Origin of the sequence: Flavobacterium pasteuri, from assembly GCF_048286615.1 — a bacterium.
Classification (GTDB): Bacteria; Bacteroidota; Bacteroidia; order Flavobacteriales; family Flavobacteriaceae; genus Flavobacterium.
Genome location: NZ_JBLVPN010000006.1, coordinates 193,672 through 220,396, shown reverse-complemented (window position 1 = coordinate 220,396; position 26,725 = coordinate 193,672). Strand labels below are relative to the sequence as shown.

General features: G+C 33.0%; 20 protein-coding genes. 12 read left to right on the top strand and 8 right to left on the bottom strand.

The genetic code is table 11. The features are described from left to right. Positions 1–14: 14 nt before the first annotated feature. The 3 genes from ACNQF6_RS11000 to ACNQF6_RS10990 form a co-directional block, all read right to left on the bottom strand. Positions 15–650: an endonuclease III domain-containing protein gene (locus ACNQF6_RS11000; RefSeq protein WP_417965833.1), complete on the bottom strand. Its 636-nt coding sequence runs from the start codon at positions 648–650 to the stop codon at positions 15–17. A gap of 4 nt (positions 651–654) precedes the next feature. Then, positions 655–1,044: a peptide-methionine (R)-S-oxide reductase MsrB gene (gene msrB, locus ACNQF6_RS10995; RefSeq protein WP_417965831.1), complete on the bottom strand. Its 390-nt coding sequence runs from the start codon at positions 1,042–1,044 to the stop codon at positions 655–657. Positions 1,045–1,132: 88 nt separating this feature from the next. Further along, positions 1,133–1,999 (bottom strand): alpha/beta hydrolase, encoded by an 867-nt coding sequence (locus ACNQF6_RS10990; RefSeq protein WP_417965829.1) that lies wholly within the window; start codon positions 1,997–1,999, stop codon positions 1,133–1,135. 167 nt (positions 2,000–2,166) lie between these two features. Here ACNQF6_RS10990 and ACNQF6_RS10985 point away from each other — a divergent pair, with 167 nt between their 5' ends. The 6 genes from ACNQF6_RS10985 to ACNQF6_RS10960 all read left to right on the top strand — a co-directional run bounded on the left by ACNQF6_RS10985 (position 2,167) and on the right by ACNQF6_RS10960 (position 11,857). After that, a complete protein-coding gene (locus ACNQF6_RS10985; RefSeq protein ID WP_417965827.1) occupies positions 2,167–3,588 on the top strand; it encodes a glycogen synthase in 1,422 nt (473 codons plus the stop codon). Then, on the top strand, positions 3,585–4,865 hold the full coding sequence (locus tag ACNQF6_RS10980) for a glucose-1-phosphate adenylyltransferase (RefSeq protein WP_417965825.1): 1,281 nt from the start codon (positions 3,585–3,587) through the stop codon (positions 4,863–4,865). Before ACNQF6_RS10985 ends, ACNQF6_RS10980 begins: the two co-directional genes overlap by 4 nt. A gap of 72 nt (positions 4,866–4,937) precedes the next feature. Further along, positions 4,938–6,845 carry a 1,4-alpha-glucan branching protein GlgB gene (glgB, locus tag ACNQF6_RS10975; RefSeq protein ID WP_417965822.1) on the top strand — a complete coding sequence of 636 codons (1,908 nt, stop codon included), beginning with the start codon at positions 4,938–4,940 and terminating at the stop codon, positions 6,843–6,845. 195 nt (positions 6,846–7,040) lie between these two features. Beyond that, entirely contained in the window at positions 7,041–9,440 is a 2,400-nt protein-coding gene (locus ACNQF6_RS10970) for a glycoside hydrolase family 31 protein (RefSeq protein ID WP_417965820.1), read from the top strand. 88 nt (positions 9,441–9,528) lie between these two features. Then, a complete protein-coding gene (locus ACNQF6_RS10965) occupies positions 9,529–10,344 on the top strand; it encodes a M48 family metallopeptidase (RefSeq protein ID WP_417965818.1) in 816 nt (271 codons plus the stop codon). Between the two features lie 187 nt (positions 10,345–10,531). Beyond that, a complete protein-coding gene (locus ACNQF6_RS10960; RefSeq protein ID WP_417965816.1) occupies positions 10,532–11,857 on the top strand; it encodes an MFS transporter in 1,326 nt (441 codons plus the stop codon). 35 nt (positions 11,858–11,892) lie between these two features. Here ACNQF6_RS10960 and ACNQF6_RS10955 read toward each other — a convergent pair whose 3' ends face one another. Genes ACNQF6_RS10955 through ACNQF6_RS10940 form a run of 4 tightly spaced genes read right to left on the bottom strand, consistent with a single transcriptional unit; the run spans position 11,893 to position 14,779 of the window. Beyond that, positions 11,893–12,627, bottom strand: coding sequence for a head GIN domain-containing protein (locus ACNQF6_RS10955; protein ID WP_417965814.1), 735 nt, complete (start codon positions 12,625–12,627; stop codon positions 11,893–11,895). A 16-nt stretch (positions 12,628–12,643) separates the two neighbouring features. Further along, complete coding sequence (locus ACNQF6_RS10950) at positions 12,644–13,708, bottom strand: hypothetical protein (protein WP_417965812.1); 1,065 nt, start codon at positions 13,706–13,708, stop codon at positions 12,644–12,646. Further along, the gene (locus ACNQF6_RS10945) at positions 13,692–14,228 is read right to left on the bottom strand and encodes an anti-sigma factor (RefSeq protein WP_417965810.1); all 537 of its coding nucleotides are present in this window, start codon (positions 14,226–14,228) and stop codon (positions 13,692–13,694) included. Before ACNQF6_RS10945 ends, ACNQF6_RS10950 begins: the two co-directional genes overlap by 17 nt. Further along, positions 14,225–14,779, bottom strand: coding sequence for an RNA polymerase sigma factor (locus tag ACNQF6_RS10940; protein ID WP_417965808.1), 555 nt, complete (start codon positions 14,777–14,779; stop codon positions 14,225–14,227). Before ACNQF6_RS10940 ends, ACNQF6_RS10945 begins: the two co-directional genes overlap by 4 nt. A gap of 308 nt (positions 14,780–15,087) precedes the next feature. Between ACNQF6_RS10940 and lon the strand changes: the two genes are divergently transcribed. The 6 genes from lon to ACNQF6_RS10910 all read left to right on the top strand — a co-directional run bounded on the left by lon (position 15,088) and on the right by ACNQF6_RS10910 (position 23,979). Further along, complete coding sequence (lon, locus tag ACNQF6_RS10935; RefSeq protein WP_417965806.1) at positions 15,088–17,538, top strand: endopeptidase La; 2,451 nt, start codon at positions 15,088–15,090, stop codon at positions 17,536–17,538. Between the two features lie 168 nt (positions 17,539–17,706). Then, positions 17,707–18,729, top strand: coding sequence for a type IX secretion system protein PorQ (porQ, locus tag ACNQF6_RS10930; RefSeq protein ID WP_282712895.1), 1,023 nt, complete (start codon positions 17,707–17,709; stop codon positions 18,727–18,729). Between the two features lie 63 nt (positions 18,730–18,792). Next, positions 18,793–19,485: a (d)CMP kinase gene (gene cmk / locus ACNQF6_RS10925; RefSeq protein ID WP_417965804.1), complete on the top strand. Its 693-nt coding sequence runs from the start codon at positions 18,793–18,795 to the stop codon at positions 19,483–19,485. 73 nt (positions 19,486–19,558) lie between these two features. After that, positions 19,559–20,935: a nucleoside permease gene (locus ACNQF6_RS10920; protein WP_417965802.1), complete on the top strand. Its 1,377-nt coding sequence runs from the start codon at positions 19,559–19,561 to the stop codon at positions 20,933–20,935. A gap of 371 nt (positions 20,936–21,306) precedes the next feature. Continuing rightward, positions 21,307–23,085 carry a 30S ribosomal protein S1 gene (gene rpsA / locus ACNQF6_RS10915; RefSeq protein WP_417965800.1) on the top strand — a complete coding sequence of 593 codons (1,779 nt, stop codon included), beginning with the start codon at positions 21,307–21,309 and terminating at the stop codon, positions 23,083–23,085. 339 nt (positions 23,086–23,424) lie between these two features. Further along, entirely contained in the window at positions 23,425–23,979 is a 555-nt protein-coding gene (locus ACNQF6_RS10910) for a fasciclin domain-containing protein (protein WP_417965799.1), read from the top strand. Between the two features lie 125 nt (positions 23,980–24,104). On the opposite strand, the gene pheT is transcribed toward ACNQF6_RS10910, so the two are convergent. Next, a complete protein-coding gene (pheT, locus tag ACNQF6_RS10905) occupies positions 24,105–26,525 on the bottom strand; it encodes a phenylalanine--tRNA ligase subunit beta (protein ID WP_417965796.1) in 2,421 nt (806 codons plus the stop codon). Positions 26,526–26,725: the final 200 nt, after the last annotated feature.

Below are 26,725 nucleotides of genomic sequence, written 5' to 3'. Positions count from 1 at the left end.
CACTTTTTACCCTTTTATTTTTTATAATACTCACAATTGGAGTTAATAGGACATTCTAGACATTTGGGTTGTGGCCGACAAATTTCTCTTCCTAAAAATGAAATTGCCATTCCAATTTCACCCCAGATTTCTCCTGGTAAAACGTGCATGAGTTGTTTTTCGGCTTTAATCCCGTCTTTGGTTTCTGGGATTAATCCAATTCTTGGTGCAACCCTAATAACATGTAAATCAGCTATGATTCCTTCTGCGGGAATTTTTGCTTCGCGTAGAATTACATTAGCTGATTTTCTTCCAATGCCTTTTAATGCAACCAAACCTTCCATAGTAAGTGGGATATTTTCGTCTTTTTGGATGGTTAGCGCTATTTCTAAAAGCCAGTTTGCTTTGGTTCCAAAATTCCGGACTTTAGCGATGTATGGAAATAATGCTTCAACATTAGAAACAGCTAGACTTTCCATATTAGGATAGGCTTCAAATAGGACTGGTGCAATTTTATTAATATTAGCATCGGAATCTTGTGCTGATAAAACGACCATCACCATAAGTTGATATAAATTATGATACTCCAGCGGATGCTTTCGTCCTTTATATTTAGTTAAGATAGGTTTTAAATTTTTAGCCCAATCATTAGAATTTCCAAATAAATCCATAGCATTATTCTTTAAAATCAACAGATAAGGAGTTCACACAATAGCGTTGTCCGGTTTTTGTAGGTCCGTCATCAAATACATGCCCTAAATGACTTCCACAATTAGCACAAAGGATTTCAGTACGTTTCATTCCGTGGGTAACATCTGAAATGTATTCTACCTTTCCGGGTATAGATTCGTCAAATGAAGGCCAACCGCAATGGGCATCAAATTTAGAATTACTTTCGAACAAAGGTTCTCCACAGGCACCACAGCAGTAGGTTCCTTTTTCGTAATGTAAGTTATAAGTTCCCGTGTGTGGGTATTCAGTTCCTTTTTGTCGAAGAATTCTATAACGTTCTTCTCCCAATTGTTCTTTCCATTCTTGTTCGGTTTTTTCTACAGGATATTTCATGATTTATTAATTTTATTAAAAATTAGTATTCTTTATTTTATATTTCTTGCGGATAAGAGTTTAATTTCTTTACGATGCTGTGAAACAGTTATTTATTTTGAATGAATTGAACTGTTCTTTCAATTACTTTAGGATTGCCTAGAATTTTTCTATGCCCTAATCCATCGGTTAATAATAACTCCCCATTTTTTAAGTATTCATGAATGTGAATCCCTGCTTTTACAGGAACTTCAGGGTCATTGTTGTCATGAATTACTAAAACTGGAATAGTGGTTTCCTTTGCGGCTAGAAAAGCAGAATAACTATTCATTTTTTCTCCATATTTTTTTTCAAAATGCAAACGTAAAAGAGTACTCACTGTTGGTTTGAGTCCTAATTTTGCTACAAAATCATCCATAATATCTTCTACAATGTCTCCACTGCCAATAACTACAGCATGATTTACTTTTAATCCTTTTTTTATCGCATTCAAAACTGACATTCCTCCTAATGAATGACCAATAGCTGCTTCAAATGGCCCAAATTGTCGATCTATTTCTAAAATTGTAGCGATAAAATCGACCATGATAGTATCTTTTCCCGGAGATTTTCCATGGGCAGGAGCATCAAAACTAACGGTTGAATATCCAGCTTTTAGCAGTTCATCGGCTATTTTAAATAATTGTGTTCCGCGTCCTGACCAACCGTGAACTAATAAAATTTTCTTTTTGCTTTTTCCATATTGGTACAAAACAACTTCTTTATTAATAGCAGGAACTGGGATTAATTTTTGAATGCTATTTCGATCCATTTCTAATTCTCTTTTTGGAATTTTATGTTTTATGGGAGTTGTAAAAAGTTTAGCAGCAAATAATGTAATTAGTTTTGGAGAAATAAAAGAGATTAATTTACTGGTTAATAAGATAATTTTAGGAATTTTCAATGATTGGGTATGATTAGAAGTTTTTTTTGTCATTTCAATAAATTTTCAAGTGCGTTATTATATTATAATTTTTTTAGTAAATTTAGAAAAACATAAAAGTAGTATTTTTTATAAAGTTTTTATTGGTATTAACATAAAAGACGGAAATATTAAATAATTCGAATAGTGTTATAATTAACTAAAACACCAAAATTTCATAAATGGAAATATTTCATATCAGTGCAGAATGTTACCCCATAGCTAAAGTAGGAGGTTTAGCTGATGTTGTAGGTGCATTGCCAAAATATCAAAATAACGCAGGACATCAAGTAAGAGTAGTGATGCCATGTTATGACACAAAATTCAAAAAAGAAAATGATTTTGAATGTGTTCATTGGGGACATGTGAAATTGGGGAATTTTAATTTTCCTTTTAGTATTCTCAAAGAAAAAACAGATAAGTTAGGATTTGAATTGTATTTAGTTGAAATCCAAGAATTATTTGACAGAAAAGATGTTTATGGATATCAAGATGATATAGAACGTTTTTTGTCTTTTCAAATCGCAACTTTGGATTGGATTATAGGTAGAAATGAAGTTCCTGATGTAATCAATTGCCATGACCATCATACTGGTTTAATTCCATTTATGATGTTGTATTGTTATAAATACGAAAAATTGCGTAATACCCCTTCCATGATTACCATTCATAATGGTTTGTATCAAGGGCAATTTGGTTTTGATAAATTGTATTATTTACCAGAATTTGATTTAGCTCATGTTAAAGTTTTAGAATGGGATAATTGTATTAATTCATTAGCAGTAGCCGTAAAATGTGCTTGGGGTGTAACAACAGTATCACCAAGTTATTTGAATGAGATTAATTATTCAGCTAATGGATTAGAGTATTTATTTAATCTGGTGCGTTATAAATCCAGAGGAATTTTAAACGGAATTGATATCGAAGTTTGGGATCCTGCTAAAGACATGATGTTAGAAAAAAACTATTCGATTAAAAATTTCGAAAAAGGAAAACAAGAAAATAAAGAAAAATTATGCAACCTTTTTAATCTAGACCCAACAAAACCACTTTTTAGTTTCATTGGTAGGTTATTAGAAGAAAAAGGAGGCGATTTATTACCACATGCTGCAGCGTTAGCTTTATCTGAAAATTATCAACAAATTAATATTTTAATTTTAGGTTCAGGAAATACAGCTATTGAGAATGAATTGAATGGCTTGTTATCGGATTACAAAGGGAATTACAATACGTTTATTGGTTATAATGAGGAATTAGCGCACTTAATTTATGCAGGTTCTGATTTTTTATTAATGCCTTCAAGAGTGGAACCTTGTGGTTTGAACCAAATGTACTCGTTGCGCTATGGAACAATTCCTATAGTTCGCAGGACCGGGGGATTGAAAGATACTGTAGTCGATTTTGGAGATGATGGAAATGGAATTTGTCATGACCAGGCAACTGTAGGTGATGTTTGTTATTCGATTCAAAGGGCAGTAAATTTATACGACGATAAAAAACACTTAAATAAAATTATAAAAAAAGGAATGAGTACTGATCATTCTTGGGAAAGGGTTTGTCAGGAATATATAGAAATGTACAATTTAATAATTAACAAAAAATGAAAGCTAAAAAGAAAAATGTTATTGCAATAATTTTAGGTGGAGGACAAGGATCCAGATTATATCCATTGACAGAAACAAGGTCTAAACCTGCAGTACCAATAGGAGGTAAATATAGATTGGTTGATATTCCGATTTCAAATTGTATGAATTCAGATATTTACAGAATGTTTGTACTGACGCAATTCAACTCTGCTTCTTTAAATGCTCATATAAAAAACACGTATAATTTTAGTATTTTTAGCCATGCTTTTGTTGATATTCTTGCAGCAGAACAAACTCCCGATAATCCAACTTGGTTTCAAGGAACAGCTGATGCTGTAAGACAATGTATGCCTCATTTCTTGAACCATGATTTTGATTATGCTTTGATTCTTTCCGGAGATCAGTTGTATCAAATGGATTTCAACGATATGTTAGAGGAGCACATTAAGAATGAAGCCGATATTTCTATTGCGACTTTGCCAGTAAATGCAAAAGATGCTCCTGAATTTGGAATATTAAAAACAAACTCCGAAAGTTGTATTGAATCCTTCATCGAAAAACCTGCAAAGGAATTATTGCCAGATTGGGAATCGGATGTGAGCGACCAAATGAAAAGTGAAGGCAAGCATTATTTGGCTTCAATGGGAATTTATATCTTCAACAAAAAACTGTTGGTAGACATCATGTCAAATAAAGAAACTAAAGATTTTGGTAAAGAAATTATTCCACAGGCAGTAGGTCACAAAAAGATATTGAGTTACCAATATGAAGGATATTGGACAGACATTGGTAATATTGATTCTTTTTTTGAAGCGAATATTGGACTGACTGAAGATCTACCTAAATTTAATTTATTCGATAACGACAATAAAATTTATACTAGACCAAGATTATTGCCACCTTCTAAATTCCAAAAAACAATGATTGATAAATCATTGATTTCAGAAGGTTGTATTTTGAATGCGAAAGAAATAAATCGCTCCGTTATTGGGATCCGATCCAGAATAGGCGAGGGAACCATTATTCAGAATTGTTATGTCATGGGGAATGATTTTTATCAGAATATTGATGATATGAATGACGATGTTAAAACAGGGAGACAACTGGTGGGGATTGGAGAAAGATGTTTTATAAGCAATGCTCTCGTGGATAAAAACTGTCGAATTGGGAATGATGTTTACATCAAAGGAGGCAGCCATTTAGAAGATTTTTCGAATGAATTATACGCTATTAAAGACGGGATTGTTGTTATTAAAAAAGGAGCTGTTATACCGGACAATTACATCATAAAATAAATTTATCAACTGTTTTTTCTTAAAATAATATTCTGTTTTTTTTTATAAAAAATAGAATTACACAAATATTATATGAGTAAAGTTATCTCGCATTCCCTTTTTACCGATTTTGATATCGATTTATTCAAATCAGGGAAACATTTCCGACTATACGAAAAATTAGGTGCCCATCTTATTACGGTTGATGGAGTAGATGGCGTTTATTTTGCCGTTTGGGCTCCTACGGCTCATTCTGTATCTGTGGTTGGGGATTTCAACTTTTGGACACAAGGCGAACATCTTTTAGAAGTTCGTTGGGATTCATCCGGTATTTGGGAAGGTTTTATTCCAAATGTCAAAAAAGGCACAACGTATAAATATAAAATAGAATCTAATAATGGTGGTATAGTAACTGAGAAAGCAGACCCTTTTGCTTTTTACTGTGAAAAACCTCCACATACAGCTTCTGTAGTTTGGGACTTAGATTATAAATGGAATGACAAAAACTGGATGCAAACGCGTCAAAATCATAATGGTTTAGACAAACCTTATTCTGTTTATGAAGTACATTTAGGCTCTTGGAAACGCCATGCAGAAGAAAATCGTTTTTTGACCTATCTAGAATTTGCTGAAGATTTAGTTAACTATGTAAAAGAAACAGGCTTTACTCACGTAGAGTTTATGCCTGTAATGGAATATCCGTATGATCCTTCTTGGGGATATCAATTAGTGGGATATTTTGCGCCAACTTCCCGTTTTGGGAATCCGCAAGAATTCATGCATTTAGTAGATAGATTACATGAAGCCGGAATTGGTGTAATTCTCGACTGGGTACCCTCTCATTTTCCAGATGACGCACATGGTTTAGGCTTTTTTGACGGGTCTAATCTTTTTGAACATCCAGATCGCAGAAAAGGCTATCATCCTGATTGGAAAAGTTTGGTTTTTAATTATGGACGAAATGAAGTTCGTTCGTTCTTAATAAGCAATGCTTTATTTTGGTTACACTATTATCATGCAGATGCTTTGCGTGTTGATGCTGTTGCCTCGATGTTATATTTGGATTATTCCAGAAATGATGGCGAATGGGAACCTAACATTTACGGAGGAAGAGAAAATTTGGATACGATTAGTTTCTTAAAGGAATTTAATGAAGCCGTTTATTTAAATTATGAAGGAGTTCAAACTATAGCAGAGGAAAGTACTTCTTTTCCTATGGTTTCCAGACCTACATCGGTTGGTGGTTTAGGCTTTGGTATGAAATGGATGATGGGTTGGATGCACGATACTTTAGAATATTTTCAAAAAGATACTGTGTATAGAAAATACCATCAAAATGATTTGACTTTTTCAATGACGTACACCTTTTCAGAAAATTTCATGTTGCCGCTTTCGCATGACGAAGTGGTTTATGGAAAAAAATCAATTGCAGGAAGGATGCCAGGCGATGAATGGCAAAAATTTGCGAATTTAAGATTACTATACGGCTATATGTTTATGCATCCCGGAACTAAATTGTTGTTTATGGGAAGTGAATTTGGACAAAGTAGCGAGTGGAATTTTGAAGGAAGTTTAGATTGGCATTTGTTGCAATATCCATATCATGAAGGAGTAAAAATATTGATAACAGATTTGAATAAATTATATAAGACACAGCCTGCTTTGCACGAAAAACAATTCAGTCCTGAAGGTTTTGAATGGATTAATTATTCCGATCATCAAAATGCAGTAATGTCTTTTATTCGTAAAGGTAATGACCCAAAAAACGATGTAATTGTAGTTTGTAATTTCACTCAAGTAGTGCGTCCTAATTATCGAATTGGTTTACCTAAAAAAGGAAAATTGACAGAAATTTTTAATAGCGATGCTTCAAATTATGGTGGAAGCGGAGTTTCTAACACTAAAAAAACAGCAATTGAGGCTATGCCTTATGATGGAAGAGATTATTCAGTTGAGTTGCTATTGCCTCCATTAAGTGTTACTGTTTTTAAAATTTCATAAGTACAAAATTGTTTTTTTGCGGATAAGCATAGCTAATGGTTTTCATTTATAATGAAAACCATTATTGTATATTGTTGATTGTTACATTGAATCACACTATAACGTTTTCGCTAATATTCCCTCATATATAGCTGTTTACAAAGTGATTTTGTAAGTTTTAGCTTTAGAAAAAGATTAAAATTAATACTATAGAAAATGATTACAAATACAGAATTAGAATATAAAGGGGATCTATATCCCACAAAAATAGTTTCTTTTGAGCATGAAGTTGATTCTATAAGTTTTCATACCGATAATAGTGTCATACTAAAAGTAACGGTATTAAGAGATAGTTTAATCCGGTTTAGATTTACCACAAAAGGGTATTTTAGTAGCGATTTTTCTTACGCAGTTGATAAAAGTCATTCTCATGGATATAATTTTCTTGAGGTTTCTGAAGTGGAAGATTATTATCAGATAAAAACCAGTAAAGTAAAATGTAGAATTCAAAAAATAGATATGAGGTTATCTATTTTTGATTTAGAAGACACTATTATTTTAGAAGATGAATTGGGTTTCCATTGGGAAGAAAGCTATGAATACGGTGGTAATATCGTAAAAATGAGTAAAGCTTCAAAAGATGGGGAATGCTTTTACGGACTTGGCGATAAAGCAACCCAAATGAATTTGAAAGGGAAGAGACTGGAAAATTTTGCTACAGATCAATATGCTTTTCAAAAAGATCAAGAGCCGTTATACAAAGTAGTTCCGTTTTATATTGGATTACAAAACAAGCAATCTTACGGTATTTTCTTTGATAATACGTTTAGAACCTATTTTGATTTTTGTCACGAAAGAAGAAACGTAACCAGTTATTGGGCTGAGGGTGGTGAGATGAATTATTATTTCATTTACGGACCACAAATGCAAGATGTGGTTACCACATATACTGATTTGACTGGAAAACCTGAATTACCGCCACTTTGGGCACTTGGATACCACCAATGTAAATGGAGCTATTATCCTGAAAGTAATTTAAAAGAAGTGGCAGCTAAATTCAGGGAATTGAAAATTCCATGTGATGCGCTATATTTAGATATTGATTATATGGAAGGTTTTCGATGTTTCACTTGGAACAAAGAATATTTTCCCGATCCCAAAAGAATGGTGGCTGAATTAGCCGAAGATGGTTTCAAAACAGTTGTAATTATTGATCCGGGAATAAAAATTGACAAAGAATACGCTATATATAAAGAAGCTTTAGAAAAAGATTATTTCTGCAAAAGAGCTGATGGTCCTTACATGAAGGGGAAAGTTTGGCCTGGAGAATGTAATTTTCCAGATTATACAAATCCTGCAGTAAGAGAATGGTGGGCGGGATTATTCAAAGAATTAATTTCAGATATTGGAGTAAAAGGAGTGTGGAACGATATGAATGAACCCGCGGTAATGGAGGTTCCTAATAAAACGTTTCCTATGGATGTACGTCACGATTATGATGGAAATCCATGCAGTCATAGAAAAGCACACAATATTTACGGTACCCAAATGGCCAGAGCAACCTATCATGGTGTAAAACGATTTGCGTATCCAAAAAGACCTTTTGTAATAACAAGATCAGCATACGCTGGAGCACAACGTTATACGTCTTCTTGGACAGGAGATAATGTTGCCACTTGGGAGCATTTATGGATTGCAAATATTCAAGTACAACGCATGTCAATTTCTGGTATGGGGTTCACAGGCTCTGATATTGGTGGATTTGCAGAACAACCTTCGGGGGAATTATATGCTCGTTGGATTCAATTAGGTGTTTTCCATCCTTTTTGCAGAACACACTCTTCAGGAGATCACGGAGACCAGGAGCCTTGGGCTTTTGATGAAGAAGTTATTGATATCACCAGAAAATTTGTCAATTTGAGATATCAATTATTACCGTATTTATATACTATGTTTTGGCAATATATTGAGGAAGGAATTCCTATGCTGAAACCATTGGTATATTATGACCAAGATGATATTCAAACGCATTACAGAAATGACGAATTTGTTTTTGGAAATCAAATATTAGTATGTCCAATTTTAGAGCCAAATGCCTTAGGAAGAAGGATGTATATTCCTCGCGGTCACTGGTATAATTATTGGACCAACGAAGAAGTTAAAGGAGGAAAAGAAATTTGGGTCGACACTAAATTTGATCAGATTCCAATTTTTGTGAAAGCAGGTGCAATCATCCCTAAATATCCTGTTCAACAATATGTTGGAGAGTTAGAATTTGATGAGTTAACATTAGATATTTACTACAAAGAAGGAAAAGAAAAATCAGTAGTTTATGAAGATGCGCAAGATGGATATGATTACAAAAAAGGGAGATACAGCTTCTTATCATTTCAAACAACCGGTAAAGAGAAAGAATTGATTATTCAGTTGCATAAAGAGGGAAAATACGATACGAATTATTCGAAATATAAAATAAATCTTATCGGATTACCATTTAAAGTTAAAATGATCGAAATTGATAATGTAGAAGTATCATTTGATAAAATTACTTTAGAAAAAGAGGGATACTTAATTGTTGATAAAGGGTTTACGGCATTTCAAATTACTGGAGATTAACAAAAAAAGTTGATACTTTTATATTTAATTATGTAAATTAAAATGATCATAATTATTGTATTTTTGTTTAATATTTAATTCTAAAATTATGAAAAAGCATTTACTAATAGGGATTTTTGCAGCAGGATTGGTTTATTCTTGTGCCACTAATCCAATTACAGGGAAAAAAAGTCTAAATTTTGTTTCTAATAGTGAGTTGTTTCCAACATCTTTTCAACAATATGGTACTTTTTTAAAGGAGAATAAAGTGATTACAGGAACTGCAGAGGCTAGAAAAGTGGAAGCAGTTGGGATGCGAATTAAAGCGGCAGCAGAAAAATATTTAACCTATTTAGGTCAATCACAATATTTGGCTGATTACCGTTGGGAATACAAATTAATTGACAATAAAGAAGTGAATGCTTGGTGTATGCCGGGAGGGAAAATTGTTGTTTATTCAGGGATTTTGCCAGTAACATTGAATGATTCTGGTTTAGCTACCGTAATGGGACACGAAGTATCTCACGCATTAGCTAATCATGGTGCTCAACGTATGAGTGCTTCTCAATTGCAACAATTAGGAGCGGTAGGTGTTGCAGTTGCGACTGGAGGTAAAAGTGAACAAACACAACAAATATGGGGTCAAGCATATGGTTTAGGATCTCAGTTTGGTGTAATGCTTCCTTTTAGTAGAAATCACGAGACTGAAGCAGATAAAATTGGTTTGACTTTAATGGCAATTGCAGGTTATAATCCGGAGGAATCTATTACTTTCTGGTCTAGAATGGCTGCAAAATCTTCAGGTCAAGCACCACCAGAATTTATGAGTACGCACCCATCTGATGCTACCAGAATTGCAAATCTAAAAGCATTAATTCCTGAAGCTAAAGCTTTAGCGACTAAAGTTGGTATTATTTACAAATAATAACTTAATTATTATAAAATATCTAAGCAGGCTGGCCTTAAAATGGTTAGCCTGTTTTTTTTTTTGAATATGAGTAATAATCATTATACGCCGTTAATTCATTAATGATTTATTAATGTATAAATTATTTACTTTTTATATCGTTCTTAGTAAAAAATAAATAAATTAGTATTCTAAAAAAATAAATATGGCAGATTTAAAAAAAGGAAGTAAAAAATTATTAAATGCTTGGGCTTTTTATGATTGGGCAAATTCAGTTTATACACTTACCATTGCATCTGCAGTATTTCCAATATTTTATGAAGCTTTGTTTTCTGAACGAGATCATTACATTGATGTTTTTGGTTTGCATCTAAAAAATTCAGCTTTAATTAGTTTTGTTACCGCTTTTGCATTTTTATTGGTGGCTTTTATTTCGCCTTTATTGTCTGGTATTGCAGATTATGTGGGGGATAAAAAATCATTTATGAAATTCTTTTGCTACCTGGGAGCCTTGTCTTGTATGGGATTGTATTGGTTTAATCTTGAAAATATATACATCGGATTAGCATTTTATTTTTTTGGTTTGATTGGATATTGGGGAAGTTTAGTTTTTTATAATTCCTATTTACCAGACATTGCTTATGTAGAGCAACAAGATAAAATTAGCGCCAAAGGATATTCATTTGGATACATTGGAAGTGTTATTTTATTGATTATCAATTTGGCGATGATCATGAAACCAAAACTCTTTGGAATTACTGGAACAGATGGTGAAGCAGCCATGAAAGCCATGCGATATTCATTTCTTATGGTTGGAGTTTGGTGGATCTTATTCAGTCAGTACACGTATTATTATTTGCCAAAAGGAAATAAAAATGCCAATCGTAAAGTAACACACCATGTTATATTTAATGGTTTTAAAGAGTTAAAAAAAGTTTGGTTTTTATTGAAAGAAAACATTGCATTAAGAAGGTATTTAGGAAGTTTTTTTGTGTATAGTATGGCCGTACAAACCGTGATGCTTGTTGCCACATATTTTGGAGCACAAGAAATTGCTTGGTCATCTAAAGCGGAGAGTACAACGGGTTTAATTATTTGTATTTTGATAATACAATTAGTTGCTGTTCTGGGTGCAGTTATAACTTCAAGAGCCTCAGAAAAATTCGGAAATATTCCAACTTTAATTGTGATAAACTGTATTTGGGCAGCATTTTGTGCAATTGCATTTTTTATTACCTTACCAATACATTTTTATGTTATGGCAGGAATTGCAGGACTTGTAATGGGAGGAATTCAAGCATTATCACGCTCAACGTATTCTAAATTATTACCTGAAACGGATGATACGGCTTCGTTTTTTAGTTTTTTCGATGTTGCTGAAAAAATCGGAATTGTTATAGGAATGTGTATTTATGGAATTATTGATCAAATCACAGGAAGTCCAAGGTTAGCAATTGTATTTCTTGGTGTATTCTTTGTAGTGGGTGTTTTATTGCTAAAGAGAGTTCCAAAAAAAGGCGTTTTAAATTAATAAAACACCTTTTGATCTAATTTACTTTTTGAAAATTAAGCTTTCGAAATTGCTCCTGAGCCATTTACTTTTGTGTCTTTTTTCTTGGGGTCACCAATGTATTCAATATCTCCGGAACCAGAAACTCTGGCGTGAAGGCTTTCGCTGCAAAAAACTTTACTGTCTCCTGAACCAGAAACCGTAATTTTTGCATTTTTAGCTTTCAAATCACCGGCATCAATATCACCAGAACCATTTAAATTACTGTTGAAATTTTCAGTTTTTCCAGTTAAAACCATATCTCCTGAACCACTCAAGTTAACATCAAAGTCATTTGATTCAACATTTAAATTCATGTCGCCGGAGCCAATTAATTTAGCTGAAAATGATGTCGATTTAATACTATTTTTAGTTATTACATCGCCTGAACCAGTCAAAGAAACTTGATCAATACTTTCGAAAGGGACAACTATTACAATTTCACTTCCTTTGCTGGTGCTGATATATTTATTCTTTTCAGTAGAAATTTTTAATACTTTATCGACAACTTCAACTTTGATGTAAGGCAACAAATTTTCTTCTCCTTTAATAGTAATGTTTCCTTCTTTTCCCGAAACTAATTCGACATCAAAAAAACCTGTTATTGCGATTTCATCATAAGAAGCTGTTGTTCTTTTTTCAGAAATTACTTTGCCATTTCCTTTTATTTTTTGATTGGATGACCATTGACCATTAGATATAGTTGTTAGTAATAGTGAACAACTAATAAATAATTTGATTGAATTTTTCATAAATAAAGCTTTAAGGTTATTGTTTTTTTACTAGCATTACATTTCCGTAATCTGAAATTATAGTGATGTTGTTGACTCCTTTTTTCTTGTAGAAACCACTGTGTTTTTTCAAGTTATTTGAGTCTTCTTTAGAATTTATCTCCAGTTCATTGTCATATTTAAAATTAGCATATTTTACAGTCACATTAAAATCAAAAGCATAATTAGTATCAAATCCAATGTTTAATCCAGTGTAACCCGCTGCAATAGTTATATTATTGGCTTTTGCACTAATAGTTCCAATAGTTACATTGCTGTATTTTGTGGATAGTTTTAAAGTATTAGATAATTCACCAACTTTAAGTGTTAAATAGTTTCCGGTTGCATCTAATGATTTTACATTCTGAATTTTAATATTTCCGTATTTACTGATGTATTTAACGACATCACTTTCTTGAATATCTACATCTGTATAATCAGAAGCCAAATCTAGTTTTGTGACTTCTCCAATTTTTAAATTCGAATACTTTGCCGTAATGATTGCATTCTTTAAAAATGAAATAGTCGAGTTAGAGCAATATTCGGCTTGTATGTTACTGGAGCTTCCGGATAATCGGCCTAAAGCTATTTTACCGTATTTACACTTAATTTCAGCCTCAGAAAACAAGTTTGATGTGGTGATATTTCCGTATCTATTGTGGAGTTTTACATTTCCGTTTTTAGGAATTCTCAACATATAATTAATTTGAAAACTATTGTTTTTACCATTACTCTTATAACTAGAGTTTCCTAAAATGGTTTTTGCAGTAATCATTCCTTTGAGTGCTATTATATCAACATCAATATCATTGATGCGTTGGTTCACCCAGTTTTCGTTGTCACCGCTCACTTTTATAACAATATCCAATTCGGTTTTATCTTCGTCCCAAGTTGTTACTGAAATATTACCGTATGAGTTATCTATATAAAGACCTGCATCCGAATTTACGAAATAGGCTTTTTTAATATTTTTTTGTTTGGTATGGATGTAATCCGGATCTTTTGAAAATCCTAAAAAAGGAATTAAAGCCAATAAGAGGAGTAGTTTAAATTGTTTTTTCATCAGAAATATTTTTTAATTTTTCATTTTTTTCAATGTGAAACAGTACATTTTGTAAAAAAGAAATTCGCGTTTGAAGATTGCTGATCATCGCATTAATAATTTGCTTACTTTCTCCATTAGTCTCTAATTCCTTAATTATTTTTTCGTAATCACTATCTAATGTTCTCATTTGCTTGAGCGCATCGGAAATTATTTTTTCGTTTTCTGGTGATTTTTTCTCTCTTATTTTTTCTAATTCATTTTCAATTAGAACCGTAAAAATAGAATCTGTTTGTTTGGTTTCTTTTGATGCAAATCGCAATTCTTCTGTTTTTTTAGGAGTAGTATTGAAGATTGAAAGTCCCAACATAACTGCGGTAGAAGCAGCGATTCCAATAGAAAGGAAACGTTTCCAATTCGATTTCTTAGATTTTAATTTTTGTACAAATCGTTCCTCATGATTGTTTTCAAGAGTCTCGATGTCCCAATGATTTTCAAATTTGTCAAATAATTTGTCTAGTTTTTTATTTTCCTTTTTCATATTTCCTCTAATTTTTTTCTTAAACAATCTTTGGCTCTGCTCAATGTAGTTCTGCAATTGGCATAACTGATATTTAGGATTTCGCTGATTTCTTCTTGATCATATCCTTCAATAAAAAATAAAGTTAAAACCATTCTGTAATTATATTTCAGAGAGTTCATGACCTCTAAAATTTGTTTTACTTTTAATTCATTGAAGTTTATACTTTCAGTTAGAGCGGATTCATTTTCTTCAATTTTATAAAGCGTGGTATCAAAATCTTCTGGTTTGAATTGATTGTTTTTTTTGTAAAAATCAATACTACAGTTCACGATAATTCTTTTTAACCAAGCACCAAAAGAAACTTCCTGTTTGTAGTCGTTTATCTTAATGAATGCCTTTAAAAAACCTTCCTGCATTACATCTTCAGCAAAATGGACATCTTTGACAATCCTAAACGACACATTATACATCGCTTTTGCATAGCGATTGTAAACTTCGCACTGTGCTTTTTGATTTTTTTGCCTGCAAAGCAAGATTAATTCTTCGATATTATAGTTGGTTAAACTCAAACAGCTGATATTAGTTTATTATAAGGACTTGGTCTTTTTACCTTTGTTACAGTTTTATAAAACTAAATTACATTTTTTCTTTTGACATGTTCTAAATTGTTTTGTTTGGTTGTAGTTTGTTGTGTCTAAAATATCCCTTTCTAATGGAAAATAGGATAAAAAGATTATATTTTGGCACAGAGATTGACTCTTTTACCGTTATGCAAATAATGAGGATTAAAGATAGATTTTATATAAAAAGACTACTTTGAAAGCTTATATTTGCTTAAATAATTAAATTTTTAATGACAAAAAGACTTAAATAATATATGTCAAATCATAAAATACTTACTATTGACAATCTGTCACTTCAGGAATTTGATTCAGAAGCAGATTTAATTCCGCTTTTGACTCCTGAAGACGAGGAGGAAATGAATAATGAGGCTTTACCGGAATTATTGGCTATTTTACCTTTGCGAAATATGGTTTTATTTCCTGGGGTTGTAATACCAATTACTGCTGGTCGTGATAAATCTATTAAACTGATTAATGATGCCAATGCCGCTGGAAAAACGATTGGAGTCGTTGCTCAAATCAATGAAGAAGATGAAGATCCAACTAAAGATGATATTCATAAAATAGGAACTGTTGCCCGTATTTTACGAGTGTTAAAGATGCCCGATGGAAATATCACCGTAATTCTTCAAGGTAAAAAGCGTTTCGAAATTGATGACATCGTTGAGGAATCACCTTACTTGACAGCTAAAATTAAAGAAGTTCCTGAGAAAAGACCTAAGAAAAATGATACTGAATTTGTAGCAATTCTAGATTCTATCAAAGAACTAGCCATTCAGATTATTAAAGAAAGTCCAAATATTCCCAGCGAAGCAACTTTTGCCATCAAAAATATTGAGAGCCAATCTTTCTTGATCAATTTTGTTACTTCTAACATGAATCTTTCTGTTAAAGAAAAACAAGATTTATTAGCAATTAATGAATTAAAAGGAAGAGCTTTAGAGACGCTTCGTTATATGAATATTGAGTTGCAAAAACTCGAATTGAAAAATGATATTCAATCGAAAGTTCGTTTCGATTTAGACCAACAACAACGTGAATATTTCTTGCACCAACAAATGAAAACCATTCAAGAAGAATTGGGTGGCGTTTCTCAGGAAGAGGAAATGGATGAAATGTTGCAAAAGTCTTTGAACAAGAAATGGGACGAGAAAACCAAAAAACATTTTGAAAAAGAATTGTCTAAAATGCGTCGCATGAATCCGCAAGCGCCAGATTTTGGAATTCAAAGAAACTATTTAGAGTTGTTTTTAGAATTGCCTTGGAACGAATATTCAAAAGATAATTTTGATTTAAAACGAGCACAAAAAATATTGGACAGAGATCATTTTGGTCTTGAAGATGTTAAGAAAAGAATGATAGAACATTTGGCAGTTTTAAAATTGCGAAATGATATGAAATCTCCAATTATTTGTTTGACAGGACCTCCGGGAGTTGGTAAAACTTCGATTGGACGTTCCATTGCAGAAGCATTGGGTAGAAAATATGTTAGAATTTCCCTTGGTGGTTTGCGCGATGAAGCGGAGATTCGTGGACATAGAAAAACGTATATTGGTGCCATGCCGGGACGAATCATTCAAAGTTTGAAAAAAGCAGGAACTTCAAATCCAGTTTTTGTTTTGGATGAAATCGATAAACTATCAAATAGCAATCAAGGAGATCCATCTTCGGCATTATTAGAAGTTTTAGATCCGGAGCAAAACAATTCTTTTTATGATAATTTCCTTGAAATGGGATATGATTTGTCTAAAGTGATGTTTATTGCAACTTCTAATAATATGGCAGCGATTCAACCTGCGTTGAAAGACAGAATGGAAATCATCAAAATGTCAGGCTATACGATTGAAGAAAAGGTAGAAATTGCGCGTCAGCATTTGTTTCCAAGACAATTGAAAGAACACGGTTTGACTACTAAAGATTTAACCATTGGAAAAAAACAATTAGAAAAAATTGTTGAAGGATATACGCGTGAATCTGGAGTTCGTGGTTTAGAGGCTAAAATTGCTCAAGTAATCCGTAACGCAGCAAAATCTGTAGCGATGGAAGAAGAGTATAACAAAAAAGTTACTGACGAAGATATCATAAAAACACTGGGTGTTCCAAGATTAGAAAGAGACAAATACGAGAATAATGATGTTGCCGGAGTGGTAACTGGTTTAGCTTGGACTTCTGTTGGTGGTGATATTCTTTTTATTGAATCGTTACTTTCTCCAGGAAAAGGAACCATGACTATTACCGGAAACTTAGGTACGGTCATGAAAGAATCTGCAACAATTGCTTTGGAATATATTAAAGCGAATGCAAAATTTTTAGGATTGGATTCAGAGATTCTTTCTAAATATAATATTCACTTACACGTTCCAGAAGGAGCTACTCCAAAAGACGGTCCAAGTGCCGGAATTGCGATGTTAACATCATTAGTTTCATTGTTTACACAAAAACGAGTGAAGAAAAATTTGGCAATGACAGGAGAAATCACCTTGCGTGGAAAAGTGTTGCCAGTAGGCGGAATCAAAGAAAAGATTTTGGCGGCAAAAAGAGCGAATATCAAAGAAATTATTCTTTGTCATGAAAACAAAAGTGATATTGATGAAATAAAACCAGAATATCTGGAAGGACTTTCTTTTCATTATGTGAAGGAAATGAGCGAAGTATTGAAATATGCATTAACCGATCAGAAGGTGAAGAACGCCAAGGATTTATAATAAAAATTAATTTTTAATTTTAAAATTCCAAATTCTAAATGCTGATTTTCAGTACTTAGATTTTGGAATTTTTATTTGTAATTACGAGTTTTAAAGTTGCCATTTATTGTATTTATAATTTTATCTTCGCAGTTGCGTTTTTATTTTACACAAACTGCAATTTAAAGCATGTTAAAAAAACTTCTACTATACTATTTCCTTATTATTTGTACTGTGTCTTACAGTCAAATAGGAGGTAAGTATACCTATCAGTTTTTGAACTTGGTCACTTCACCAAGACAAGCAGCGTTGGGCGGAAAAGTAATCACTATTTATGATGATGACGTCAATCAGGCCCATTTTAATCCAGCAACCATAAATGCTGAAATGGACAATCGTTTGGCTTTAAATTATGGAAGTTATTTCAAGGAAGTAACTTACGGAACTGCTTCTTATGCCTACACTTACGATCGACATTTGCAAACTTTTCAGGCTGGAGTGAATTATGTGAATTATGGTAATTTTGAAGGCTATGACGAGAATGGTCAGCCAACATCAGAATTTACCGGAAGCGAAATAGCCCTTTCTTTTGGGTATGCGTACAATATTCCGTATACCGACATTCATATTGGAGCCAGTGCCAAATTGATATCTTCGACTTTAGAAAGTTATAATTCTTTTGGAGGAGCAATTGATATTGGAGCGCTTTTTATCGATGAAAAAAATGATGTGAATTGGGGTTTGGCCATTCGAAATATTGGGACTCAATTTTCTACTTATAATGGTACAAATGAAAAACTGCCACTCGAAATAATTGCTGGTGTTTCGCAAGAATTAGAAAATGTGCCTATTCGTTGGCATCTTACTTTGGAAAATTTGCAGCAATGGAATATAGCTTTTTCAAATCCGGTTAGGGCAGAATCATCATTTGACGGAACGGAGACTGAAGAAAAAATTTCATTTGTAAATAATGCGTTGCGACATGTAATTGTAGGAGTAGAGCTTTTTCCAAAAAAAGCATTTAATTTGCGTGTGGGATATAACTTTCGAAGAGCAGAGGAATTACGACTTCAGGAACAACGTAATTTTTCGGGAGTTTCATTAGGTTTCGGACTTAAATTGAATAAGTTGAAATTTAATTATTCGTATTCCAGATACACATTGGCAGGAAATACAAGCCTTTTTGGGTTAACCATTAACTTTCAAGAATAATTTTCTCCTTTGAAAATTATGGAAGGACAGTTTGATTAATTATTAAAATTTAAATATAATATTTTGAAAAAAATTACCATCGCAATTGACGGATTTTCATCGACAGGAAAAAGCACGTTGGCCAAACAACTTGCGAATCATTTAGGATATATTTACGTTGATACAGGGGCAATGTACCGTGCCGTAGCTTTATTTGCGATGCAAAACGGTTATATAAATGCGGATTCTTTTGATAAACAAACATTAATTAACAGTTTGCCAAATATAAAATTGCAATTCAAATTCAATGCTGATTTAGGTTTTGCAGAAATGTATTTGAATGAAGTAAATGTTGAAATCGAAATCAGAACGATTGAAGTTTCTAGTTTTGTGAGTAAAGTAGCTGAAGTTTCTGAAGTTCGTGCCAAATTAGTCGAACAGCAAAAAGAAATGGGAAAAGACAAAGCAATAGTAATGGACGGAAGAGATATTGGTACTGTAGTTTTTCCGGATGCAGAGCTTAAAATTTTCATGACAGCAAGCGCAACTACCAGAGCACATAGACGTTACGACGAACTGGTAAAAAAAGGTGATACTGTGACATTTGATGAAGTTTTGGCAAATGTAGAAGAACGCGATTACATTGATACGCACCGTAAGGATTCCCCTTTGGTTATGGCGGAAGATGCTATAGAAATTGATAATTCGCATTTGAATCGTGAGGAACAATTCGAGCTGGTATTGGAATTGGTGAATGAAATTACTAAAACAATATAATTATTTGCAGATCTCATTTTTAATAGTAGATTTACGCCTTGTTAATTTTTAAAAATAAAAAACAATTCATCTCATGGGAATTAAAAATAGATTGGTAATAATGAGCTTTCTTCAGTTTTTTGTTTGGGGAGCTTGGTTGATTACCATTGCAAATTACTGGTTTGGCACAAAAAACTGGGAAGGAACTCAATTTGGGTTGGTTTTCGGAACTATGGGAATTGCTTCTTTATTTATGCCAACACTAACAGGAATAATAGCTGACAGATGGATAAATGCTGAAAAATTATATGGAACGTTACATATTCTATATGCTGCGGTTTTATTCTATATCCCTCAAGTTACCACTCCAAATTCTTTTATTTATATTATGCTTTTGGCGATGTGTTTTTATATGCCAACGATTGCTTTGAGCAACTCTATATCATATAATGCACTCAAATTAAACAATAAAGATATTATTAAAAATTTTCCACCCATTCGGGTTTGGGGTACAATAGGTTTTATTGTTGCGATGTGGATTACTAATTTAACGGGAAACAAATCAACAGAATATCAGTTTTATATTGCAGGTTTGGCGGCCGTATTTCTAGGGATTTATTCCTTCACTTTACCAAAGTGTAAACCGCAACGTTTGTCTAAAGAAAATGCTTCTATCATGGAAACATTAGGGTTAGAATCGTTTAAATTATTTGCTGATTATAAGATGGCTTTGTTTTTTGTTTTCTCAATGTTTTTAGGAGGGGCGCTGCAATTGACAAATGCGTACGGAGATGTTTTTTTAGATGAGTTCAAGCATTTTCCAAAATATGCGGATTCATTCGTAGTGGAATATTCAACGATTATTATGTCCATTTCTCAAATATCGGAGACTTTATTTATTCTTGCAATTCCTTTTTTTCTGAGACGTTTTGGTATCAAACAAGTGATGCTAATCAGTATGTTGGCTTGGGTGCTGCGTTTTGGATTGTTTGCTTACGGAAATCCAACAAGCGGATTGTGGATGATTATTATGTCTTGCGTAGTGTACGGAATGGCATTTGATTTCTTTAATATCTCAGGATCATTATTTGTTGAAACCAATACAGATTCAAAAAATCGTTCCTCAGCGCAAGGATTGTTTATGATGATGACCAATGGTTTTGGAGCAGTTTTAGGAAGTTTTACTTCTGGTTGGGCTATTGATAAATATTTTACAAAATCATTTAATAATACTACTGATTTGGCTGGTTTCTTGGAAACAGAAACGACTAATCCAAAAATGTTGGAATTTGTTACCGGTCAAGGGAATTCAATTACTGCCGATGGATTGTTTAGTAAAGTAATTTTTATGAAAGACTGGCATACAATTTGGGTGGCTTTTGCAATTTACGCATTGATAATTGCCGTTGCATTTGCAGTTTTGTTTAAGCACAAACACAATCCCATGGATGTTGAAAATGTAAGTCACTAAAACAGGATTGAAATAATATAGAACCCGATATTTTTATACGATATCGGGTTTTTTTATGCTGAAAAATCAAGTTAAAACCTATCTAGCCCCGATGGAGCTGATATCCTCGCATCTCGTCTTTTGGGACGAGAGGAGAGATAAAGGCGAGAGCGGGAACTTTGCCTGCAAAAAAGCCAATTAATTCGCTCCTGATTCTCAATCGATTATCTTGTCTGTAAAATTTTGCAGTTTAAGATAAATGTGTTACTTTTGCAGTCCTTTTGGTGAATAAGAGTTTCCTTTAGGGTTCAACTAATTATACAAACAACTTCTGTTGTTTTCTAGCACATTAAGAAACTCGAGAGAATACAGAATACAAATTTTTAATCAGCATGTCTGAACAAGTAAAATCACAAGAAGAGTTTTTAGCAAATTTTAACTGGCACAATTTCGAAGAAGGTATTGATGCTGTTGATGAGAAAAACTTATTAGAATTCGAAGAACTAGTTTCAAAAACATTTATCGCTACTGATCAAGAAGAAGTTGTAGATGGTGTAGTTGTTAGAATTACAGATAGAGACGTTATCGTTGATATCAACGCAAAATCGGAAGGTGTTATTTCATTGAACGAATTCCGTTACAACCCAGCATTAAAAGTAGGTGATACTGTTGAAGTATTAATTGACATCCGTGAGGATAAAACTGGTCAATTAGTGTTATCTCACAGAAAAGCACGTACTATCAAATCATGGGATAGAGTTATTTCGGCTAACGAAACAGGAGAAATCGTTAATGGTTTTGTAAAATGCAGAACTAAAGGTGGTATGATCGTTGACGTTTTCGGAATTGAAGCTTTCTTACCAGGATCTCAAATTGATGTTAAACCAATTAGAGACTACGATGTATATGTAAACAAAATGATGGAATTCAAAGTGGTAAAAATCAACCACGAATTCAAAAATGTTGTTGTTTCTCATAAAGCGCTTATTGAAGCGGATATTGAAATCCAGAAAAAAGAAATTATCGGTCAATTACAAAAAGGACAAGTATTAGAAGGTGTTGTTAAAAACATTACTTCTTATGGTGTCTTTATTGACTTAGGTGGTGTTGATGGATTGATTCACATTACTGACCTTTCTTGGTCTAGAATCAACCACCCATCTGAAGTTCTTGAATTAGATCAAAAATTAAACGTTGTAATCCTTGATTTCGATGACGAAAAAACAAGAATACAATTAGGATTGAAACAATTAAACGCTCACCCATGGGACGCTTTAGATGCTAACTTAAAAATTGGTGATAAAGTAAAAGGTAAAGTAGTTGTAATCGCTGATTACGGTGCATTTATCGAAGTTGCTGAAGGTGTTGAAGGTTTAATCCACGTTTCTGAAATGTCTTGGTCTACTCATTTACGTTCTGCTCAAGATTTCGTAAAAGTAGGTGATGTTGTTGAAGCTGTTATCTTAACTTTAGATAGAGATGACCGTAAAATGTCATTAGGTATCAAACAATTGTCTCAAGATCCTTGGACTGATATCACTGCTAAATACCCAGTAGGTTCTAAACATACAGGTATCGTTAGAAACTTTACAAACTTTGGAATTTTCGTAGAATTAGAAGAAGGAATTGATGGATTAATTTACATTTCTGACTTATCTTGGACTAAGAAAATCAAACACCCATCTGAATTTGTAAACGTTGGTGAAAAACTTGACGTAGTAGTATTAGAATTAGATGTTGATGGACGTAAATTATCTTTAGGTCACAAACAAACTACTGCTAATCCTTGGGATCAGTATGAAGATTCTTTCGCAGTTGGAACTATCCACACAGGTGAAATTTCTGAAATTGTTGACAAAGGAGCTACTGTAGAATTCGGAGATGATATCGTTGCTTTCATTCCTACTCGTCACCTTGAAAAAGAAGACGGAAAGAAATTGAAAAAAGGTGATTCAGCTGATTTCAAAGTAATCGAATTTAACAAAGAATTCAAAAGAGTAGTTGCATCTCACACTGCTATCTTCCGTGAAGAAGAAGAGAAAAATGTGAAATCAGTTTCAGAAAACACTTCATCTAATTCATCTACAAATGCACCAGCTGCAACTTTAGGAGATAACAATGATATGTTAGCTGCATTGAAAGCTAAAATGGAAAAATCAGAGAAAAAATAATTTCTTGAAATTTTTTGAATATAGAAAGCCCTGTCTCGTTATCAAAACGAGATGGGGCTTTTTTTTGTACTTTATTTTTTAGGAGCAGAACATTTTAATTTACTATCCACAATCCTCCCGCTGTACGCAGTATCTTTTTATTGTGCAGAAAACTTATTTTCAAAATCAACTTTTGTACAACACAATAAAAAGGATACTTGCTGCCATCGGGGCTAATTAGAACTAATGTCAATTTCATCTCATTCAGAAAAATTAAATTTTTAAAAATAATTTCATTTTTTAAAACCAAACGTAATTAAACACCGTAAATGAAATTATATAACTTAAAAAATAGATTTTATGAAAACTAGAAAATTTTTATCCATTGCATTATTTACAGCAGTATTAGGAGCAACTTCATTCGCTCAAAAAACAGTTATGGTTGGTGGAGCTGCCATGTATCCATCTAAAAATATTGTTGAGAATGCTGTTAATTCAAAAGATCATACAACTTTAGTAGCAGCAGTAACAGCAGCCGGTTTAGTTGAAACATTACAAAGTAAAGGACCATTCACCGTTTTTGCCCCAACAAATGCCGCGTTTGACAAATTGCCAGCAGGAACTGTAACCACATTATTAAAACCAGAAAACTTAAAAACATTACAAACAATCCTTACGTATCATGTTGTTGCAGGGAAAATGAACGCTTCGGATATAGCAAAAGCTATTAAAATGGGGAATGGAAAAGCTACAATGAAAACGGTTAGTGGTGGAACTTTGACAGCTTGGATGCAAGGAAAAGATTTATACATTACAGATGAGAACATGAATAAAGCTAAAGTAACAATTGCAGATGTTAATCAATCAAATGGTGTGATTCACGTGATTGATGCTGTTGTATTGCCTAAACAATAATTTTTGGATTAGAGGTTGATATTTTGTTAGTCTTAAGAGCCCTGTAATTTGCAGGGCTTTTTTGTATAAAAAAGTCCCAATTCTAAACTTAGAATTGGGACTTAATATTTTTATAAAAAGAGCTATTATCGCAAGCTAGCTCCAAGTTCAGTTTCAAAATTATTTTGCAGTTTGCTCATAATTTTATCAATTTGTGTATCGGTAAGAGTTTTAGAACTGTCTTGAATAGTAAAACTTAGCGCGTATGATTTTTTACCTTCAGGAAGATTTTTTCCTTCATACACATCAAATAGATTAATATCCTTTAAGAGTGCTTTCTCTGTTTGACGTGCAATATTGTAAATACTGTCATACGTTACGTTTTGATCAATTAGCAACGCTAAATCTCTACGAACTTCTGGGTATTTAGGAATCTCAGTATATTTTATCTTGGTTGAAATCAATTTCAAAATCAAAGCCCAGTTAAAATCAGCGAAAAACACCTCTTGTTTGATTCCAAAATGTTTTAATATTGATTTTTTAACGACTCCTAATTCTACCAGTATTTCGGTTCCAACGCTAATAGCAATCCCTTCAGAAAATACATCTGAAGTTACAGGTATATTTTGTGTTTTTTGAATCCCTAATCTGGAAAGGATTCCATTCACATATCCTTTGAATAAAAAGAAATCAGATGGTTTTTGAGCGCTAGTCCAATTTTCTTGATTTCTATTTCCGGAAAGGAATAAAGTCAAATGCTTTTTCTCTTCATAACCGGCAAGATAGTTATGGTACGTTTTTCCAAATTCAAATAATTTCAAATCAGCATTTTTGCGATTGATATTATATGATATTGCTTCTAGTCCGGAAAACAACAATGATTGACGCATAGTAGCTAAATCAGCACTTAACGGATTTAACATTGTCACGTTGTTTGCAGGATTCAATACTTCAGAAAGCTCAACATAAGATGCAGTAGTCAATGAGTTTGCCATCATTTCATTAAATCCTTGGGAATTTAACTGCGTAGCAATCACATTTTGTATTTTGTAGTCTTCGTTTCTTGGAGAATTTGAAACCGTAGCATTTAGTTTTTTAGAAAAATTAATGTTGTTGTATCCGTATACTCTCAATATTTCTTCAATAACATCTATTTCTCTTTGTACGTCAACGCGGTAAGAAGGAATAGTTAATCCTAATCCTGCATCTGAAACGCTGTTTACTTTAATGTCTAATGAAACTAATATTTTCTTAATAGTATCTTTTGGTAATTCTTGTCCAATAATTTTAGCCACTTTGCTGAAGTTTAAAAACACAGAAAAGTCTTCAATTTTCTTTGGGTATACATTAACAACATCCGATGTTATTTCTCCGCCAGCTACTTCTTGAATCAATAAAGCAGCACGTTTCAATGCGTATTCAGTGATAGTCGGGTCAATTCCTCTTTCAAAACGGAAAGAAGCATCAGTGTTTAATTGATGTCTTTTGGCTGTTTTGCGAATACTTACCGGATTGAAATAAGCACTTTCTAAGAATATAGAATTAGTACTTTCAGAAACTCCAGATTTTTTTCCGCCAAAAACCCCTGCAATACATAGAGGTCCCTTTTCGTCACAAATCATTAAATCCTCTTCATGTAAAGTTCTCTCTATATCGTCAAGAGTAGTAAATTTTGTTCCCGCAGGAAGTGTTTGAACTACTATTTTACCGTTAACTTTTGAAGCGTCAAAGGCGTGAAGCGGCTGACCTAATTCGTGCAAAACGTAATTAGTGACATCGACAATATTGTTTTTTGGATTCAATCCAATAGCTTTCAATCTGTTTTGCAACCAAGCTGGTGAAGGTTTTACTTCAATGCCAGAAATTGTCACTCCGCAATATCTTGGAGCTAGTTTAGGTTCTTTTACGTCAATATCAATTTTCAAAGTTCTTTTATCCACTCTGAAATTGCTCACTGATGGTGTAATCAATTCTACGTTTACACCGCTTTGCAACATTCCTGCTCTCAAATCACGTGCAGTCCCTAAATGACTCATTGCATCGGCACGATTGGGTGTTAAACCAATTTCGAAAACTTCGTCATTTTCAATTTTGAAAACCGTTGCAGCAGGAGTTCCAGGCATTAATGCATCGTCCAATATCATAATTCCATCATGACTTTCACCAAGACCTAATTCATCTTCGGCACAAATCATTCCGTGACTTTCCTGTCCGCGAATTTTTCCTTTTTTGATTGAGAAAGCAACCCCTTCCTTATCGTATAATGTAGTTCCAATTGTAGCGACTGGTACTTTTTGTCCCGCAGCAACATTACTGGCACCGCAAACAATCTGTACAGGAACGCCATTTCCTAAATCTACGGTAGTTATTTTTAATCTGTCGGCATCCGGATGTTGGATACAAGTAAGAACATGTCCCACAACAATGCCTTCTAATCCGCCTTTTACCGATTGGTATTTGTCAACAATCTCTACTTCCAGACCTAAATCGGTAAGTAGTGCTGCAGTTTCTTCGGATTTCCAGTCTATTTTAATGAATTGTTTTAACCAGTTGTAAGATATTTTCATCTGTCAATTTTAATGAGAATGCAAATATAAGGATTGCAGTTTGGAGAAAGAAACAATTTTTTTGGTTTTTTATAACTGATTTGGTGTATTAAGTAAGAATTTAAAATAAGAATTCAATAGTATTAGTTATAAATAAATATGAATTAAATAATAAATTTAGGTTAAAAAAACAAATATGAAAATTTAATGCTATTAGTTGA